Genomic DNA, 17,631 nt, shown 5'->3' on the forward strand with positions numbered 1-17,631 from the left:
AAGGATGAGCAATACGCTCATCCTCACAGACAAATGTTCAAATGTTATTCAAGGTCAGCTGCCCATATACATTTGCTAAAATGTTTAGTGTTTAATCCATTTATCATGGATTTCGTCGTACTTGCCTGAATCTTTAAGTGACTTAAGGGCTTTATTCAACTCTTCCACAAATTCAGTATTCCCTTTTTTTACGGCAATTCCATATGGCTCTTCGGTAAATGTACCGCCAACAAGCTCATAGCTTGGATCTTCATCTGCCATTCCATAAAGGATGGAATCATCCGTTGTCAATGCATCCCCTTGTCCGGATTTAAGTGCAGCGAACGCTTCGGAATAGTTTTCAAATTCCAGTACTTGTGCTTCAGGAGCTTTTTCACGGATATTTATGGAAGAAGTAGAGCCCTTGACAGCCAATACCTTTTTCCCTTTCAAGCTATCAATACCCTTGATATCGCTGCCCTTTTTGACTAACAAAGATTGTCCCGCGTCGAAGTAAACATCAGTGAAGTCAACTTCTTTTTTACGATCTTCCGTGATTGTCATAGTTGCTACAATTGCGTCGATATCACCATTATTCAATAAGGCCATCCTAGTTTTAGAAGTCACTTCTTTAAATTCAACTTTATTCTCATCACCAAGGATTTCTGCTGCAAGAGCTTTGGCAATATCAATATCAAAGCCTTCTACCTCTCCAGTACTAGGATTCTTCAAACCGAATAGCCTTGTATCATTTTTCACCCCAAAAACGATCTTATCCTTTTCCTTCACTTGTGCTAGAACATCTTCTTCTTTGCCTTTACCTCCACCCTCTTCAGCTTTGTCGGTATCATTCCCCCCGCCGCAACCAGCTAATAAAATGACGGCCAGTAATGATAGCAAAGATAATTTTAACCATTTCTTTTTCTTCAACATGTAATTCACCCCTGTTTTTTTATTTAATGATTTAATATACGGCTAAGGAATAAACGAGCCCTCTCTTCACGAGGATTGGCGTAAAACTCAGCCGGAGTTGCCTCTTCTAAAACCCTGCCTTCGTCCATGAATACGATTCGATCTGCCACTTCACGGGCAAATCCCATTTCGTGCGTAACAACCACCATCGTCATTCCTTCATGGGCAAGTGCTTTCATAACATCCAGTACCTCGCCTATCATTTCCGGATCCAAGGCTGAGGTAGGTTCATCAAAAAGCATGATTTCCGGTCCCATTGCCAAACCTCTGGCAATCGCTACCCGTTGCTGCTGTCCACCTGAAAGCTGGGAAGGAAATGAATTTGCTTTATCTCCAATCCCCACTTTGTCCAAATACTTCAGCGCAATCTTTTTTGCTTCCTCTTCGGATTGTCCCAAGACCTTCCTGGGGGCAAGCATTATATTCTCGAGCACGGTTTTATGGGGATACAAGTGAAAATGCTGGAAAACCATACCGATATTCCGACGGAGTTTGTTTATGTCCGTCTTTTTATCCGCTACATTCAAACCATTTATTGAAAGGGATCCTTGCGAAATGGTCTCTAGACGATTAATGCATCGAAGCAGTGTACTTTTTCCTGATCCGGAAGGTCCGATGACCACAACCACTTCCCCTTTCTTGATTGTTAGATTAATTTCTTTCAATACATGGAAATCGCCATAATACTTATTCACTCGGTCAAAAACTATCATAATTAGCACCCCGCCCATAATCAATCTTCAAAACTGAATATTTACAATAATCAGAATTATAAAAGCGTACTATAACATTCTCTTAACTCGATTCATATCTTATGTATAATCCTTTCTTCCAATATTATTTCCCAATATTTTGATAGTGTTAGGGAAGCGAGCATTTTTATTATTATTTTAAACTAGTAATTTAAATAATATATTCAATATTCACACTTTTTATTATATATAATATTTCTTAAAATTACCATATAAACTTTAAATTGTTAAAAACGTTATCATATTTCATGATATTATTGCTATATTCCATATAAATGTTAAATTTTAACTTATTCCCCCTCGGGAAAATTCCCTCTTATTATAAAAAATTATTTATTTCCCGAAAGCTGAATACGCTTTTAATAATACGAAAAGACAGCATTTGCTGTCTTTTCGTATTATTCCTTTATCGCATCTTCAAATGGAGCTGAATACAAACCCCTTGGCGCCAGCATATCCGTATCTGATTCATGAATTTCCCCATTGTGGGTATATGGACCTACTGGAAAAAAATCAAACAAATCACTTTCCTTATGTATGATCAAGAAATAATCGTATAAATCATCCATAAGTTCCTGATGTTCATCTATTTTTATGATTTCACCACATTCATCAATTTCAAAGTTTTCATTAATCGCATCTTGAATTTTCTCATTATTTGAATACGCGATATAAAAATCGACATCTCCGCACTCCATGCATAGCAAGAGTTTTTCTTCCAGTGCTTCTTCAAAGGTTTTCAGGACGATTTCCTTTAGTATGGCATCAATCTTTCCAGGATTAATCAATTTAATTTTAGTCTGGAACACAAAACCCCTCCAATCAAATACTGGCATTAAAATATCAAACGCCGTTTAATAAGCTACTCTTTAGTATTAAAATGAAATTGTTGAAATCATTTTTTCATCAACACTTAAATAAAGGCCATAAGTTCATGTACCGCGATGGGTACCCAGCCCAAGATTTGGTCATCAAGGGCAAGGCCTATAATTAGGCCGGATCTCGTTTATTGGATAGGAAACGTCCGATTCGTGTTTAAAATAAGTTTGCCCACATAATTAGAATCATAATCTTCTATAATACAAAGAAAAAGATGATGGGAAGCGTAATCAGGCTTAATGATGTACTGATGAATGTAGCACTTGAAACGAATTCAGGCTCCGTATTGAATTGGAGCGCATACATTGTAGTGTTGGCCGCCGTTGGCATGGCAGCTACGATGATCATGATATGCCTGACCATTTCACCCACTGGCAAGGCAAGTGATAACAGGAAGGCAATTGCTGGTGAAACGGCAAGTTTAAGGAGTAGCGAAACTGATAGCTTTCGATAGGCAATTTTTTTCAGGGAAATGTTGGCCAGCTGCATTCCCAGTGTAATCATGATTGTTGGGATCGCTGCGTTTGCAACAAGATTAATAGCTTCCATAACCGAACTGCTTAAAGGTATGTTCACGAACTGAAAGGCTGTTCCTGCAATAGCTCCATATACAATTGGCATTCGACATACCGCTTTAATTGCTGTTTGAACTCCGTTTCCTTCAGGACTGCCCTTTGCTGCAAAATAAATGCCGATCGTGCACATCACTAACTGCTGTCCCACCATAAGGATGATTGCATAATCGAGTCCTGCGGCACCGAATAACAGGAAAATGACGGGTGTACCGTAATTCCCGTTATTCATGAATGCCGATGCCAATATCATGCCGCTTGTTTCAGTGACTGTATAATTGCGAAAAAAAGATATAATGTAGACTACAAGTATGAGAGAAAGGCAAAGTACTATCGTGAATAAGAACAGGTAAAAATAATTAATCGTAAATTCTGCGGAATAAAAAGTCCGGAACACGAGAAAAGGTGACATTAAATATAATGCCATCGTGGAAATCGATTTTGTATCAAGATTAAACTTTTTCTGACCAATGAAACCTAAAACAAATATACCGAATATCGGTAATAGAACTCCCAAAAAACCCATGCATATCACCTTCATAATTCTAATGATTTTCTTCTAACAATATCAGTTTTATAATTATTTGTAAAAATTCTTTTAAATCCTTTTGATTGCACGTCATAAAATTGACTTTTCTCTATTTTCAGAAAACGATATTCTGTTTCCCCAGACATATGGTATATTGTTTATTATATTTACGTTAAAAAACGTAACATTAACACTTTTTGGTTATTAATATATGAAGGGGTGTTTTTTAGTGGATGTAAAATTCATGGAAATGGCAGTTCGGCTTGCAAATGAAAATGTACTGGCTAAGAACGGAGGTCCTTTTGGTGCTATAATCGTAAAAGATGGCAAAGTCGTGGGCAGAGGATGTAATAATGTGACAACGGCCAACGATCCAACTGCTCACGCCGAGGTACAGGCGATTCGTGATGCATGCAGGAATCTCGACAGCTTCCAGCTTACAGATTGTGAAATTTACACTAGCTGCGAACCATGCCCCATGTGCATAGGTGCTATTTATTGGGCACGTCCAAAAGCCATTTATTACGCATGCACTAAAGAAGACGCTGCAGTTATTGGCTTTGATGATCACTTTATCTACCAAGAACTTGCCCTGCCAATGGAAAACCGCACAATTAAAATGAAACAATTGTCTTTTAATGACCATGATTTACCATTCCGAACATGGGAAACCAATACGGAAAAAGTGAAATATTAACTGGTTTTTATGGCCAAAGGGGTTATGAATATGAAAAAAAACTTGCTTAAAAGGAGAATTGACGTTGCATCAGGAAGAACACCTGCAGATTGCGTCATTAAGAACGGGCAAATCATAGATGTATTCAATGGTGATATCTATACTGGCGACATTGCGATCGCCGATGGTTATTTTGCTGGAATTGGGCATTATGAGGGCACTTCGGAAATCGAAGCTTCAGGAAAATTCATATGCCCTTCCTTCATTGATGGCCATGTTCATATAGAATCATCGATGGTCAGGCCTTATGAACTTGCAAAAATCCTCCTTTTACATGGTGTGACCTGCATCGTTGCAGATCCTCATGAAATTGCCAATGTTTCTGGCAAAAAGGGCATGGAATATATGATTGAACAATCCGATCAACTTCCTTTTGATTTTTACTTCATGATGCCCTCTTGTGTACCTGCTACGGAGTTTGAACATTCTGGTGCTGTCTTAAGAAGTGAAGATTTAATTTCCTTTTATCAAAACCCGAGAGTGCTTGGTTTAGCCGAAGTAATGAATTTCCCTGCCGTTTCACATACAGATGAAGATATGCTGCAAAAAATATACGATGCAAACAGACTGGGCAAAAGCATCGATGGTCATGCAGCTGGCTTATCCCAACAACAGCTCGATGTTTATCTAAGTGCAGGCATTAAAACAGATCATGAATGCACTACAGCGGAAGAGGCAAAAGAAAGACTGCGTAAAGGAATGTATCTTATGATCAGGGAAGGCACCGTCGCCAAAGACTTAATTAACCTGATTCCAGTTATTAATGAGAAGAACTCCCGCCGTTGTTTATTCGTCACCGATGACCGGCACCTGGATGATATAGTTTCTGAAGGAAGTATCGATCACAACGTTCGACTTTCCATAGAAACAGGTGTCCCGCCAATTACCGCCATTCAAATGGCGACCATTAATGCAGCAGAATGCTTTGGATTAAAGGAACATGGTGCAATTGCACCTGGATACAAGGCCGACTTCCTACTACTGGATGATCTTGATTCAGTCAACCTCCATTCGGTCTTCAAAGATGGAAAGCTTATGGTACAAAATAATCGATTGCTTAACTATCCAGCTGATGAGAAACAGGTTATTACCGACGGGTTGAAGCACTCTGTTCAATTTCATGAAATAACCGGAGATGATTTCGCGATACCTTTAAAAATGAGTTCGCTAATATTATTGAGATAACTCCAAACAGCTTGATTACAAAGCATTCGATTGAACCGGTCACACTTAATCATGATGGTCTATTTCAGTTCTCCGAACATGTTGATCATCTAAAACTTGCTGTTATTGAACGGCATCATATGACCAAACAAGTGGGTCTGGGAATCGTCAAAGGGCTCGGGTTGAAATCAGGAGCCATTGCCACGACAGTAGCCCATGATTCACATAATTTGATCATTGCCGGAACGAATGACCAGGATATGCTTCTGGCAGCTAAGGAAATCAAAAAAATGCAAGGTGGATTGACTGTAATCCAAAATGGGGAAATACTAGCTTCCCTTCCCCTTCCAATAGCTGGATTGATGAGTGAATGCAATTATATGGATGTGGTCCATTCATTGAAGCACATCGATGAAACCTTATTGAAACTCGGTGCTAACAGGCATTTCAACCCTTTTCTTACACTTGCCTTCTTGGCGCTACCAGTCATCCCTGAAATCAAACTGACGGATCAGGGTTTATTTTCCGTTTCTGAGTTTAGGCATATACCCATCGAAGCTTCAAAGCCAGTCGATTTAAATTAACCCGCTAGGCGGGTTTTTTTCATATCACCCAAAAAAATTCTAAAAGAAAAGGTTCCGACTCAACATAAAATGGGAAAAGGATATATGCGCATCATCTATGTTAAAATAAAAATAAACACAATTCTTTCTTGGAGGAGATAAATATGGCAAAACATGATCAACAGAACATCATTGGATACATAGGCACTTACACAAAAGGAAACAGCGAAGGTATTTACCGATTTACTTTAGATACAGCAGAAGGAAAGCTCAGTACACCGGTACTTGCAGCAGAATTGACCGATCCGACTTATGTCGCCATCAGCCAGGACAAGAAGAATCTCTACGCCATTTTAAAAGAAGCGGGCAGCGGTGGGGTTTCAGCCTATTCGATTAATGAAGATTCAGGTGAGCTTACCTTCTTAGGCAAACAACTTACACCAAATGGCTCTTCCTGCCATATAAGTGTCGACAGCAAGAAACAGGTTTTGGTCACTTCCAGTTATGGAGAAGGCGTGATTGAATCATTTCCGCTTAATGACGATGCGACACCTTTGCCTGTATCATCAACTGTTGAACATGAAGGGCATGGACCGAATGAAGAACGTCAGGAAAAAGCACACACTCACTTCGCTGGTTTCACGCCGGATGAAAGGTTCATTGCTGTTGTCGACCTCGGAATAGATAAAGTAATAACCTATAAAATACATAATGGGGTTTTGGAAGAAGTAAACAGCTTATCTGTTGCTCCCGGCAGCGGACCACGGCATCTGACCTTCCACCCAAACGGTAAATTTGCGTATGTCATGGCAGAACTTGTACCAGAAGTGATTGTTTTGAGCTTCGATAGTCAAACCGGTAGTTTTTCTGAATTGCAAACGGTACGGACCGTCCCGGAAGATTTCAAGGAAAATAACCAAGGAAGCGCCATTCATATTTCTGATGACGGGCGATTCATATATGCCGCAAACCGCGGACATGATAGTATTGCCGTTTACGAAATCAATGAAGAAACAGGCAAACTGGCATTCGTGCAGCTGGTTTCCACCGAAGGACATTGGCCGCGTGATTTTTCATTGGACCCTAGCGGAAAATTTCTGATCGCTTCTAATGAACAATCAGGAAACTTGACACTATATGCCCGGAATGAACATGACGGAAAATTAATATTATTGCAAAAGGATGTTCAAGTTCCCTTCCCTGTTTGCGTAAAATTCTTATAATCCATAATAAAAGAGGATTGAAGCTTTCACTGCAGCTTCAATCCTCTTTTTTATGCCCTACTTTAATTCCAATTCTCTGCCATTTCGGGAAAATCTATATACGGGTTACGATTACCCTGCATTTCATGTATAGCGAGGTTTCTATGTTTTTCATAAGTGCTGACGGGAAAAAGCCGATGCCATTCCAAAAGCAGTGAAAGATCGATATTGCCGCTATCGATGATTCCCTCATATCTGAGTAAAAAATACAAAGTTGCCCTCGCCACGATCCCTTTTCCGTATTCGGGCTCGAATTTACTTTCGTCTGATTTCCCGCAACCCGCTTTTATACCGGCAGCCGATCTTTCAGGGATATAATCCTCAAAATCATGGTATGGATAGTTACTCCGGCTGCTATTACACGTTGGTTCACAGGCAAACAGATGATGCAAATCCCCCCTCATCGGTTCTTTTTTATCGAACCATGATTGAGGTACTACATGTTCACAATTAACGAGAATATTCTCCGAATTTGTTGATTCAATACCTCTTGACAATACTTCCAGTATACGGATATCTTCCTCAATCACTTGTGCAGGATCCATCCCTTTACCGGAATACAGACTTTTCAGCTGGCCATTTTCCTGTAAGTCCACCCATGGGTAAACATGACGATGCGGTGAGTAGTTCAGCTGGTTTTTATGGGTTGCCACAAGTAGGTCCTTCAATCCTTCCCGGTCCAAGGAACCATCTTTGTAGTATGCTAGCTTAAGTTCCTTATCTTTTGTTTCATCATAGTATTCGCGGTTTTCATTGAAGTTGGCTAGTGCAGCCATTGCCATTTCCCGTTCTTTTTCAAGTACTTCAAAACTATACTTCATCCACTCATCCCCCCGCTTCTATTAAAAACCTAACTTTTACCATAATTAAAGCTTAATAGAAATAGACCGAAAAAAAAAGGTGCTTTAGAAGGGTCTAACGAAGAATTTCAATAAAATGGGTAAGGATTTTCGCTGTCATTCCCCAGATTACCCGACCATTATATAAGTAAAAATACTCTTCCATCTGTTTTGGCTGCCATTTATAATTCTCCCCGCCAACGACTAAATCATGGGGGAAGTTTGCATGCGGTTCCACTTTATATTCCACATGATAAACTTCTGGCGGTTTTTCCATGAAAAAGGAAAGCGGGACCGTAAAAATGGTTTCTACCTCAGCTGGATTAGGTATTATCCGTTGATGGTTACGAACAAATCCTGCATAAGGATAGACAATCATCCCGAATGGAGATACCAAATAATCGATCGGAAAGACGTTTTCGATATCTTCTTTTCGCAAATTAAGCTCCTCATATGTTTCCCTTAGGGCAGCAGCCTGTTCATCTTGATCCAGCTTGTCTATTTTCCCGCCCGGAAAACATATATCCCCCGGCTGCCTCCTCAGTTTGTGCGAACGCTCTTCGAAAAGAACATGAATTCCATCTTCTTTCTCTATAAGCGGTACCAATACTGCATACTTTGAAAAATTCCCACTCCCTAAAATTTCAGGGATATGTAATGTTAATTTTTTTGTTATATCTTCATTATTCATGTCCCTCACCTCTTCTGCCGGATAATATAGATATTCTATCACTACTCCTTATCATTCCATTTTCGAACATCCGCTATAACTAAGCAAGGAAAACGATTCCAAAATATCGCCTATAATTTCTATTAGATTCCTTTACCTCTTATTCTTCCTTGATCATAGACAAAAGCACCGTTCAAAGTTCCGAACGGCGCTTAAACTGACGTATCAGCCTCATTTTAAAAGCAAGTTATGTGTATCAACAGGCACATGCATGAAATTGTTGAATATTCAGTTTTTTCATTTTATTTTCATAGTTCAGCTAACGTTCGCTTTACCGTCGCTATGATGAATGCGAAATCCTCTTCAGTTATACTAAGCGGGGGAGCAAGAGTCAGGATATTGTTGAAACCTGCTACTGTATCGCCATTTTTCCCTATGATCAGCCCCTTTTCTTTGCATGAAGCAATGACTTTATTGATTTTGGAAATTTCGATCGGCTGTTTTGTCAGTTTATCTTCCACTAGTTCGATGCCTACCAACAAACCTTTCCCGCGTACATCCCCAACATTGGGATGAGATTTGATTTCTTCAAACTCTTGCAGAAAGCGTAGCCCTAACTCCTTGGACCGTTCAATTAGTTTTTCATTTTCATATATTTCAATATTCTTCAAAGCGACAGCACAGGCAGCAGGATTGCCGCCAAATGTATTTACATGCCGAAAGCGGTCATAAACGTCTGAGCCAATATACGCTTCATAAATTTCACGTTTGACTGCTGTAGCTGATAATGGCAAATAAGCGCTCGTGATTCCTTTAGCCATTGTTATGATGTCTGGTTTTACATCATAGTTCATAAATCCGAACTTCTTACCAGTTCGGCCGAACCCGCAAATGACCTCATCCGAAATGAGAAGGACACCATTTTTCTCACAAATTTCTTTGACACGTTTCATATAGCCATCGGGCGGCATCAAAATTCCGCCCCCGGTGATGATTGGTTCCATGATGACCGCAGCCACCGTTTCGCTCAGCTCCCATGTAATGGTATTTTCAATTTCCGCTGCACTTTTTTCACCGCTTTCATCCTCTGGATTTCGGTAAGAATCTGGCGGTGATACATGAAGAAACCCTGGGGCGAGAGGTTCGTATTTATATTTTCGCTGTGCCTGCCCGGTAGCTGACAGGGCTCCCATTGAATTGCCATGATAGCCCCGATAACGCGAAATGAATTTATAGCGTCCATGTTCACCCTTTTGCTGATGATACTGCCGCGCAATTTTAAAGGCCGCCTCATTGGCTTCTGAACCGCTGTTAGAGAAGAAAATCACATAATCCCCACCAAGCCATTCATTTAATTTCTCCGCTAGCTTAATAGCCGGGATGTGGCTATTCGTTAAAGGGGCATATGGAAGTTCCTTCAGCTGCTCGTAAGCTGCTTCAGCCAGTTCCGTGCGGCCATAACCGACATTAACACACCATAAACCAGACATCCCATCCAGGAAGCGATTCCCATCAACATCCGTAATCCATGCTCCTTGCCCGTTTTTAATCACCATTGCACCAGGGGTGGGTTCAGCCCCTTTCATATGATGCCACACATATTTACCATCCATCGCTTTAAGATCCTGACCCTGTTTTTCAACCTGCATAAGCTACACTCCTCCTAAAATAATGTATAAAGGAAGGCCGACCACAAATTGCGCCGACCCCCTTTTTCCTATCAGTATCTTGCCGTTAACATTTTCTTTCTCGTGTAAAATTCCACGCCGTCTTTCCCATTGGCATGAAGGTCCCCATAAAACGAACTTTTATATCCGGAAAATGGAAAGAATGCCATTGGCGCGGGTACCCCAAGGTTAATGCCAAGCATCCCTGCATCAATTTCTTCGCGAAATTCCCGGATGGCTTTTGCACTATCCGTATAGAGGCAGGCACCATTGGCAAATTCGGATTGATTGGTCAATTCAATTGCTTCTTCAAGAGTATTAACTCGTACTATGGATAAGACAGGAGCAAAAATTTCATCACTCCATATTTTCATGTTTGTTTTTACATGATCAAATAATGTCGGTCCAACGTAATAGCCTTTTTCCTGATCGCCTTCATTCCTGCCATCACGAAGGAGGACAGCTCCTTCTTTTTCCCCGATTTCAATATATTGTTCTGTTCTTTTTTTATGAGTATCACGGATTACAGGTCCCAGGAAAACGTCCTTATCCATTCCATTTCCAATCTTGATGTTATCCGCTGCAGTCTTTAATTTCTCAACGAGCGTATCTCCCACTTCTCCCACCGCAACAACCACTGACGCAGCCATGCAGCGCTCGCCTGCAGATCCGAAAGCTGCATTCGTTATGTTCGTTACGGCATTATCCAAATCTGCATCAGGCATGACGATCGAATGATTTTTCGCACCCGACAAAGCCTGGACACGTTTTTTATTGGCAGCTGCCGTTTTGTATACATACTCTGCGACAGGCTGGGATCCCACAAATGATAGCGCTTTAATGTCTTCATGTTCCAAAATCCCATTCACGACATCGTGGGCACCATGGACAATATTGACAACACCATCCGGAACACCGGCTTCTGTCAATAATTCCACGAGACGGTTAGCCAAAAGCGGTGTCCGTTCTGAAGGTTTTAAGATAAACGTATTTCCACAAGCTATTGCCAGCGGGAACATCCAACATGGCACCATCATCGGGAAATTAAACGGCGTAATCCCGGCAACGACACCCATTGGATAACGATACATGCCAGATTCAATGCCTGGGGAAATATCAGGAAGCTGACTTCCCATCATCAAGGTAGGGGCACCTGCTGCGAACTCCACGCATTCAATCCCGCGCTGAACCTCACCATATGCTTCTGTATAGCTTTTTCCGTTTTCGATAGTGACCAGCTTTGCAAGCTCATCCCAGTGTTCAATCAGTAATTGCTGGTAACGGAATAAGAAGCGAGCTCTTTTTGGAACGGCGACCTTTTTCCATTCTTTATACGCCTTTTTAGCAACCTCCACCGCTTGGTTTACATCTTCCTTTGTTGAAAGGGGTACGATTGCCAATGCTTCTCCTGTTGCCGGGTTAGGCACTTGTTCATGTTTCGAAGTTGTGGAATCAACCCATTTGCCACCGATATAATTTTTCAACGTTTCTACTTCATTGATAACTGTCATTAAATAAACCCTCCATTTCAACACGATTTCATAGTTTCATTATATTTTTCAAAACGACTTTTTACATTAGACGTTTTGTATAGTTTTTGATTCAATATTTGCACATATTGTTTGTTTCTGGCTTTCCACCATAATCAACAACATCGTTCGCGATTTCGCAAACGATGTATATTTTTCTTATACTATCCCCTTTAATCTGCTGACTACGCGGCCATCATTTTATAATGGAATATAGCTTTAGATCTTGATGCTTCCCCTTGACGAACATTCCTTTTCTGATGATTCCCTCAAAAGACATACCAGCCTTTTGCATGACTCGCTCTGAACCTGAATTTTCAACGAAGCACCTTGCTTGTATTCGAACTAGATTCATATTTTCGAAGCCAAAGGCGATTATCTTTTGGGCTGCCTCCGTCATCAAGCCACTCCCCCAATATTCCGGTGCAAGCACATACCCTATTTCCGCACGATGATGGTCAACCTGCCATGAAACAAAATCAATGGTACCTATCAGCTTACCGCTTTCCTTGTGTTCTATGCCCCATGGAGCGATTTTCTTATCCTCATAATTTTGAAGTATAAATCGGATAAAATCTTTTGTATCACTTAGGGAACGATGGGCTTCCCATGTGACGTAACGGGAAACTTCATTGTTGGATGCATAAGCGAACATATCTTCGGCATCATTCATGGTGACTTTCCTCATGATCAATCGTTTTGATTCCAGGGCAGGCAGCTGTCCATATATCTCTTTCACGTTCATGATTACACCCCATTCCATTGAATATTAGTATTATAGCAAGATTGGTAAGCAATCGCCCTTCCCAATTGAAATATTATCGAAACTTACGTATAATTCAGAAAAAAATATCCTGGAGGATAATTATGACAAAAAGAAAACTCATAATAAGCCAAAATTTGAATGAAATCTTATTACAGAAGATCCAAGAATTGATTCCCGAGTGGACTGTTATCACTGGGAGATCCCCGGAAAAATGGAGAGATCATATTGCCGATGCAGAGGTCATCGCAGGCTGGAAAGCGGAAATGTCTGTATCGATTGCTGCAAGCGATGTTAAATGGATCCAGACATGGAGTGCAGGAGTGAATGCTTTACCCCTGGACAATTTAGAACAAAAGAATGTTCAGATTACAACTGCAAACGGCGTTCATGCGTATCCCATTTCAGAGACAATTTTCGCGTTAATGCTTGCCTTAACAAGAAAAGTAGATACATATATTAAGCAACAGCAGACAAGGACCTGGCATCACGCACATATGAAGCAGGAAATTCATGAAAAGACCATCGGAATCATCGGTGTCGGGAAAATCGGAAAGGAAACCGCAAAAATTGCCAAGGCTTTTGGCATGACCGTATTAGGGATGCGCCATTCCGGTAAATCAGAAGAATTCGTAGATGATATGTTCACACAAAAACAATTGATTGATCTTCTTCCTAGGTGTGATTATATTGTCGTGACATTACCATTGACCCCAGAAACAAGGAATATGTTCGGTAAAAACGAATTCAAGTTAATGAAGCGCTCCGCATTTTTCATTAATATAGGAAGGGGAAACCTGGTCATTCAAAACGAATTGATTCAAGCGCTTAAGGACAAAGATATTGCAGGTGCTGGTCTTGATGTGTTTGAAACGGAGCCACTTCCTGAGAATAGCCCTTTATGGGAGTTGAACAACGTAATCATCACGCCGCACACATCCGGAAATACGGAATTTTACGACCAAAGGCTAATTCAGGAAATTTTCATGCCGAATTTAAAGGACTATCTAAATGGTAAAACACCTTCAACAAATTTACTTGATTACAAAAAAGGGTATTAAGAATTGTTCATTTTCTGTATACATTAATAATCTTTCCTTGTTAGCTTGCAGATTCCGACATTATCTGTTATATTTAAAAAGAATTATTTTTGTTCGGGAAGATTGATAAGTGAAAAACTTTTCGTCTAATGATTGAGCAAGGGTAGTAACACAATGTGTGGATTCACACTAGGAGGCAACAACAATGGAACAAGGTAAAGTAAAATGGTTTAACGCAGAAAAAGGATTTGGCTTCATCGAACGCGAAAACGGAGACGATGTATTCGTACATTTCTCAGCTATCCAAAGCGAAGGATTCAAATCATTAGACGAAGGTCAAGAAGTTACTTTTGAAGTTGAGCAAGGTCAACGTGGACCCCAAGCTACTAACGTTCAAAAAGCATAATTTTAAATACAATATATAACGGACCCTACTTGTAGGGTCTGTTTTTTTTGATCAAAAAAACAATCATAAAAAAAACCCTATTCACAGGGAATAGGGAACATGAAACAAGTTTAGTAAATGGTAAACCTAGTATAACACACTAAGAAAAGAAACCCTAATTTATCCGAAAAGTAAAAATTATCAAGCACTTCCGAAGCCCTCGATATCGACCTTACCATTCATTCATTTCTTATCCGCTTCATATGTTCGATCCGTTCCCCACGGATAAAACGGAGGCATATCCGTGCTGCTTTTCATTTTGAAATCGGCTTTCCTTTTTTCGAGAAAAGCTTCAATTCCTTCTAGTGCATCAGCTTGTTTTCCGGTCCAATGAATCATTTTCGATTCTATTTTGTGTGATTCAACAGGATGGTTCGCACCGAGCATGGACCACATTAACTGCCGGGATAGCGTCACAGAGACGGAAGATGTATTTTCCGCAATGTCTGTCGCAATCTCCATTGCTGCAGACATCAATTCTTCTGGCTCGACGATCTTGTTTACCAGCCTTCCCTCATATGCTTCACTGGCCGTAATCATCCTGCCGGTAAAAATCCATTCGGAAGCTTTGCCCATTCCGACAAGTCTAGGCAAAAACCAGCCGCTGCATGCCTCCATCGTTATCCCCCGCCTTGCAAATACAAAACCCATCTTTGCATCTGTTGAAGCAATTCTAATGTCCATGGGCAAAGTCATTGTTATCCCAATCCCGACTGCCGCTCCATTAATGGCTGCTATCATAGGTTTCTTCATCTCAAAAATCCGTAATGACAACATTCCTCCTGCATCGCGATATTCAACCAAAGGAGTGTGATCCATAAACGTTTCTGCACCTTTTTCCAAATCCATTCCAGCACAAAAAGCATCCCCAGCGCCAGTTAATATGACGGCTCTTACGTCATCATTTTCATCCGCTTCATTAAAAGCGCGAATCATCTCCTCACACATCTTTTCATTGAAAGCATTCATTCTCTCTGGACGATTAAGAGTAACAATCATGACACGATCGACGATCTCACTAGTTATCGTGGAATACAATAACAGTCCCTCCTTCTCTCACAAATTGAAACATTCAACAGAATTTTATATTTACATATAATTACATTTTATATGTTTTAATTTCAGATTCCTAGTTTTTTATTTTGACATGCTGATAAATAATTTGATAATCGTTTCTATTCTAAAAATATTTTACATAAATGTGTAAAAAAAGACCAGTCGCAAATGCAACTGGTTTTTTTGTTTACCAATATAAATGACAAGCAACGAAATGCCCTGGTTTTTGTTCTTTCCATTCAGGTACAGCACTGGAGCATATCTCCATCGCCTTAGGGCAGCGCGTACGAAATACACAGCCGCTCGGCGGATTGATCGGACTTGGTACATCGCCTTTAAGGACGATCCTTTCCCGTTTAATAGTCGGGTCTGGTATCGGCACTGCGGATAGCAAGGCCTGTGTGTATGGGTGTAGCGGATCTTTCGTTAAAGAATCGCTATCCGAAAGTTCCATCATTCTTCCAAGGTACATGACTAAAATGCGATCTGAAATATACTTGACCATCGATAAATCATGCGCGATGAATAAATAAGTCAATCCCATTTCTTTTTGCAGTTCTTTTAATAAGTTGACCACTTGGGCCTGTATCGAAACATCCAAGGCAGAGATTGGTTCATCACAAACGATGAATTTAGGATTTAATGCCAATGCCCTTGCAATTCCAATACGCTGCCGTTGTCCACCACTGAATTCATGCGGAAAACGAGTGATATGTTCCGGACTTAAACCAACCAGCTTTAACAGGTCTTCCACCCGTTTTCTTCGCTCTTTACCTTTTGTTATCCCATGAATGGCAAGTGGTTCCCCAATCAATTCCTCCACCTTCATCCTTGGGTTCAAGGATGCGTAAGGATCTTGGAAAATCATTTGTATTTCACGGCGGATATGTGACATTTCCCCAGGTTTGTAATCGAAAATATTTTTCCCCTGAAAAAGAACTTCTCCATCTGTCGGTTCATATAATCGAGTGATTGTACGACCTGCAGTCGACTTACCGCAACCGCTTTCCCCAACAAGACCGACAGTTTCCCCTGGATAGATTTTGAGATCCAAACCATCTACCGCTTTCAGCGATTGAGAACCGATAGGAAAATGCTTCTTCAGATTCTTTATTTCAACAAGAGGAGAATTTTCGTTGTATGTCTTTTCTTTTACGGCCTTATTTTTCAGTGAAACCATTGGTTCTCCTCCTTTATACGTTAGTCGGTGCCTGTACCTGTGCTGCCTTGGCCATCGGATGGTGCAGCCAGCATGCGGCTGTCTGACCTTCTTCCACTACTTCAAGCTCCGGATCATGGTCTTTGCACACTTTCATTGCTGATTCACATCTTGGGTAAAATGGGCATCCTTTTGGCGGATCCAATAAATCAGGTGGTGATCCGATAATCGGAACCAACGGAGCCGTTTTTTCCATATCCAGCCTCGGCACCGTTTTAAGCAAACCTCTTGTATAAGGATGCTGCGGGTTTGAAAATATTGCCTCTACCGTACCCGTCTCCACAACCTTGCCTGCATACATGACGACTACCCTTTCACAGGTTTCCGCAACCACACCTAAATCATGAGTGATTAAAATGATGGAAGTATCCATTCTTCGTTGGATATCTTTCATCAGTTCCAAAATTTGCGCTTGTATCGTTACATCCAATGCAGTTGTAGGTTCATCGGCAATCAGTAATTTCGGTTCACAAGCAAGGGCCATCGCTATCATTGCCCTTTGGCGCATACCACCTGAAAACTCATGCGGATATTGCTGCATCCTTTTTTCCGGCTGTGGAATACCTACTAGTTTCAGTGTTTCCAACGCCCGTTCGTATGCATCATTTCGGGACATATTTTTATTATGCTTTAAAATGCCTTCCATGATCTGGCTGCCGATTTTCGTCGTTGGATTGAGCGAAGTCATCGGATCCTGGAAAATCATGCTGATTTCATTCCCGCGAATCTTCTGCATTTCCTTTTCACTCATTTTAAGAAGGTCTTTACCGCCAAAGTTTATCGACCCTTTTCCATACTCTGCCGGGGGTGTTTCCAATAATCTCATGATAGATTTCGCTGTAACACTTTTGCCGCATCCGGACTCCCCAACAATCGCAACGGCTTCCCCCTTTTTCACGCCAAAGTTCACACCGCGAACCGCTTGCACTTTACCTGCATAAGTATGGAAGGTGATTTGTAAATCGTTGACTTCTAATAGGTTCTCCATCATCGTC

16 protein-coding genes and 1 pseudogene are annotated in these 17,631 nt (G+C 40.8%); 5 read left to right on the forward strand and 12 right to left on the reverse strand.

The window, feature by feature from the left end:
* Positions 1–84: 84 nt before the first annotated feature.
* The 4 genes from OTG27_RS22990 to OTG27_RS23005 form a co-directional block, all read right to left on the reverse strand.
* Positions 85–912 carry a transporter substrate-binding domain-containing protein gene (locus tag OTG27_RS22990; protein ID WP_098866701.1) on the reverse strand — a complete coding sequence of 276 codons (828 nt, stop codon included), beginning with the start codon at positions 910–912 and terminating at the stop codon, positions 85–87.
* Between the two features lie 23 nt (positions 913–935).
* A complete protein-coding gene (locus OTG27_RS22995; RefSeq protein WP_034307008.1) occupies positions 936–1,664 on the reverse strand; it encodes an amino acid ABC transporter ATP-binding protein in 729 nt (242 codons plus the stop codon).
* Between the two features lie 437 nt (positions 1,665–2,101).
* Positions 2,102–2,512: a hypothetical protein gene (locus OTG27_RS23000; RefSeq protein WP_268938252.1), complete on the reverse strand. Its 411-nt coding sequence runs from the start codon at positions 2,510–2,512 to the stop codon at positions 2,102–2,104.
* Positions 2,513–2,777: 265 nt separating this feature from the next.
* Positions 2,778–3,680, reverse strand: coding sequence for an AEC family transporter (locus OTG27_RS23005; RefSeq protein WP_268938253.1), 903 nt, complete (start codon positions 3,678–3,680; stop codon positions 2,778–2,780).
* 214 nt (positions 3,681–3,894) lie between these two features.
* On the opposite strand from OTG27_RS23005, the gene OTG27_RS23010 reads away from it, so the two are divergent.
* The 3 genes and pseudogenes from OTG27_RS23010 (at position 3,895) to OTG27_RS23020 (ending at position 7,369) form a co-directional block, all read left to right on the forward strand.
* Positions 3,895–4,380, forward strand: a complete 486-nt coding sequence (locus OTG27_RS23010) for a nucleoside deaminase (RefSeq protein ID WP_095679507.1) — start codon at positions 3,895–3,897, stop codon at positions 4,378–4,380.
* Positions 4,381–4,404: 24 nt separating this feature from the next.
* Positions 4,405–6,167 (forward strand): annotated as a pseudogene (gene ade, locus OTG27_RS23015) (adenine deaminase).
* Between the two features lie 143 nt (positions 6,168–6,310).
* Positions 6,311–7,369, forward strand: a complete 1,059-nt coding sequence (locus OTG27_RS23020) for a lactonase family protein (RefSeq protein ID WP_268938254.1) — start codon at positions 6,311–6,313, stop codon at positions 7,367–7,369.
* 62 nt (positions 7,370–7,431) lie between these two features.
* Here OTG27_RS23020 and OTG27_RS23025 read toward each other — a convergent pair whose 3' ends face one another.
* The 5 genes from OTG27_RS23025 to OTG27_RS23045 form a co-directional block, all read right to left on the reverse strand.
* Positions 7,432–8,229 (reverse strand): endonuclease I family protein, encoded by a 798-nt coding sequence (locus OTG27_RS23025; RefSeq protein WP_268938255.1) that lies wholly within the window; start codon positions 8,227–8,229, stop codon positions 7,432–7,434.
* Between the two features lie 94 nt (positions 8,230–8,323).
* On the reverse strand, positions 8,324–8,938 hold the full coding sequence (locus tag OTG27_RS23030; protein ID WP_268938256.1) for an NUDIX hydrolase: 615 nt from the start codon (positions 8,936–8,938) through the stop codon (positions 8,324–8,326).
* Between the two features lie 287 nt (positions 8,939–9,225).
* Positions 9,226–10,566, reverse strand: coding sequence for an aspartate aminotransferase family protein (locus tag OTG27_RS23035; RefSeq protein ID WP_268938257.1), 1,341 nt, complete (start codon positions 10,564–10,566; stop codon positions 9,226–9,228).
* Positions 10,567–10,637: 71 nt separating this feature from the next.
* The gene (locus OTG27_RS23040) at positions 10,638–12,095 is read right to left on the reverse strand and encodes a CoA-acylating methylmalonate-semialdehyde dehydrogenase (protein ID WP_307730168.1); all 1,458 of its coding nucleotides are present in this window, start codon (positions 12,093–12,095) and stop codon (positions 10,638–10,640) included.
* A gap of 214 nt (positions 12,096–12,309) precedes the next feature.
* Entirely contained in the window at positions 12,310–12,858 is a 549-nt protein-coding gene (locus tag OTG27_RS23045) for a GNAT family N-acetyltransferase (protein ID WP_057277525.1), read from the reverse strand.
* Between the two features lie 122 nt (positions 12,859–12,980).
* Between OTG27_RS23045 and OTG27_RS23050 the strand changes: the two genes are divergently transcribed.
* Both OTG27_RS23050 and OTG27_RS23055 read left to right on the forward strand, forming a co-directional pair.
* A complete protein-coding gene (locus OTG27_RS23050; protein WP_268938258.1) occupies positions 12,981–13,937 on the forward strand; it encodes a D-2-hydroxyacid dehydrogenase in 957 nt (318 codons plus the stop codon).
* Between the two features lie 184 nt (positions 13,938–14,121).
* Positions 14,122–14,322, forward strand: a complete 201-nt coding sequence (locus tag OTG27_RS23055) for a cold-shock protein (protein ID WP_029714163.1) — start codon at positions 14,122–14,124, stop codon at positions 14,320–14,322.
* A gap of 222 nt (positions 14,323–14,544) precedes the next feature.
* On the opposite strand, the gene OTG27_RS23060 is transcribed toward OTG27_RS23055, so the two are convergent.
* The 3 genes from OTG27_RS23060 to OTG27_RS23070 all read right to left on the reverse strand — a co-directional run bounded on the left by OTG27_RS23060 (position 14,545) and on the right by OTG27_RS23070 (position 17,624).
* Positions 14,545–15,399 (reverse strand): crotonase/enoyl-CoA hydratase family protein, encoded by an 855-nt coding sequence (locus OTG27_RS23060; protein WP_197281826.1) that lies wholly within the window; start codon positions 15,397–15,399, stop codon positions 14,545–14,547.
* Positions 15,400–15,604: 205 nt separating this feature from the next.
* Positions 15,605–16,597, reverse strand: coding sequence for an ABC transporter ATP-binding protein (locus tag OTG27_RS23065; RefSeq protein WP_268938259.1), 993 nt, complete (start codon positions 16,595–16,597; stop codon positions 15,605–15,607).
* A gap of 13 nt (positions 16,598–16,610) precedes the next feature.
* Positions 16,611–17,624 carry an ABC transporter ATP-binding protein gene (locus OTG27_RS23070; protein ID WP_057277523.1) on the reverse strand — a complete coding sequence of 338 codons (1,014 nt, stop codon included), beginning with the start codon at positions 17,622–17,624 and terminating at the stop codon, positions 16,611–16,613.
* Positions 17,625–17,631 lie beyond the last annotated feature (7 nt).

Origin of the sequence: Peribacillus sp. AS_2, assembly GCF_026891895.1 — a bacterium.
Lineage (GTDB): Bacteria > Bacillota > Bacilli > Bacillales > DSM-1321 > Peribacillus > Peribacillus frigoritolerans.

Excerpts from the sequence above, each read along its gene's own strand:
- OTG27_RS22990 (WP_098866701.1), bottom strand. The coding sequence starts at position 912 with ATGTTGAAGAAAAAGAAATGGTTAAAATTATCTTTGCTATCATTACTG.
- OTG27_RS22995 (WP_034307008.1), bottom strand. The coding sequence starts at position 1,664 with ATGATAGTTTTTGACCGAGTGAATAAGTATTATGGCGATTTCCATGTA.
- OTG27_RS23005 (WP_268938253.1), bottom strand. The coding sequence starts at position 3,680 with ATGGGTTTTTTGGGAGTTCTATTACCGATATTCGGTATATTTGTTTTA.
- OTG27_RS23010 (WP_095679507.1), top strand. The coding sequence starts at position 3,895 with ATGAAGGGGTGTTTTTTAGTGGATGTAAAATTCATGGAAATGGCAGTT.
- OTG27_RS23020 (WP_268938254.1), top strand. The coding sequence starts at position 6,311 with ATGGCAAAACATGATCAACAGAACATCATTGGATACATAGGCACTTAC.
- OTG27_RS23025 (WP_268938255.1), bottom strand. The coding sequence starts at position 8,229 with ATGAAGTATAGTTTTGAAGTACTTGAAAAAGAACGGGAAATGGCAATG.
- OTG27_RS23030 (WP_268938256.1), bottom strand. The coding sequence starts at position 8,938 with ATGAATAATGAAGATATAACAAAAAAATTAACATTACATATCCCTGAA.
- OTG27_RS23035 (WP_268938257.1), bottom strand. The coding sequence starts at position 10,566 with ATGCAGGTTGAAAAACAGGGTCAGGATCTTAAAGCGATGGATGGTAAA.
- OTG27_RS23040 (WP_307730168.1), bottom strand. The coding sequence starts at position 12,095 with ATGACAGTTATCAATGAAGTAGAAACGTTGAAAAATTATATCGGTGGC.
- OTG27_RS23045 (WP_057277525.1), bottom strand. The coding sequence starts at position 12,858 with ATGAACGTGAAAGAGATATATGGACAGCTGCCTGCCCTGGAATCAAAA.
- OTG27_RS23050 (WP_268938258.1), top strand. The coding sequence starts at position 12,981 with ATGACAAAAAGAAAACTCATAATAAGCCAAAATTTGAATGAAATCTTA.
- OTG27_RS23055 (WP_029714163.1), top strand. The coding sequence starts at position 14,122 with ATGGAACAAGGTAAAGTAAAATGGTTTAACGCAGAAAAAGGATTTGGC.
- OTG27_RS23065 (WP_268938259.1), bottom strand. The coding sequence starts at position 16,597 with ATGGTTTCACTGAAAAATAAGGCCGTAAAAGAAAAGACATACAACGAA.
- OTG27_RS23070 (WP_057277523.1), bottom strand. The coding sequence starts at position 17,624 with ATGGAGAACCTATTAGAAGTCAACGATTTACAAATCACCTTCCATACT.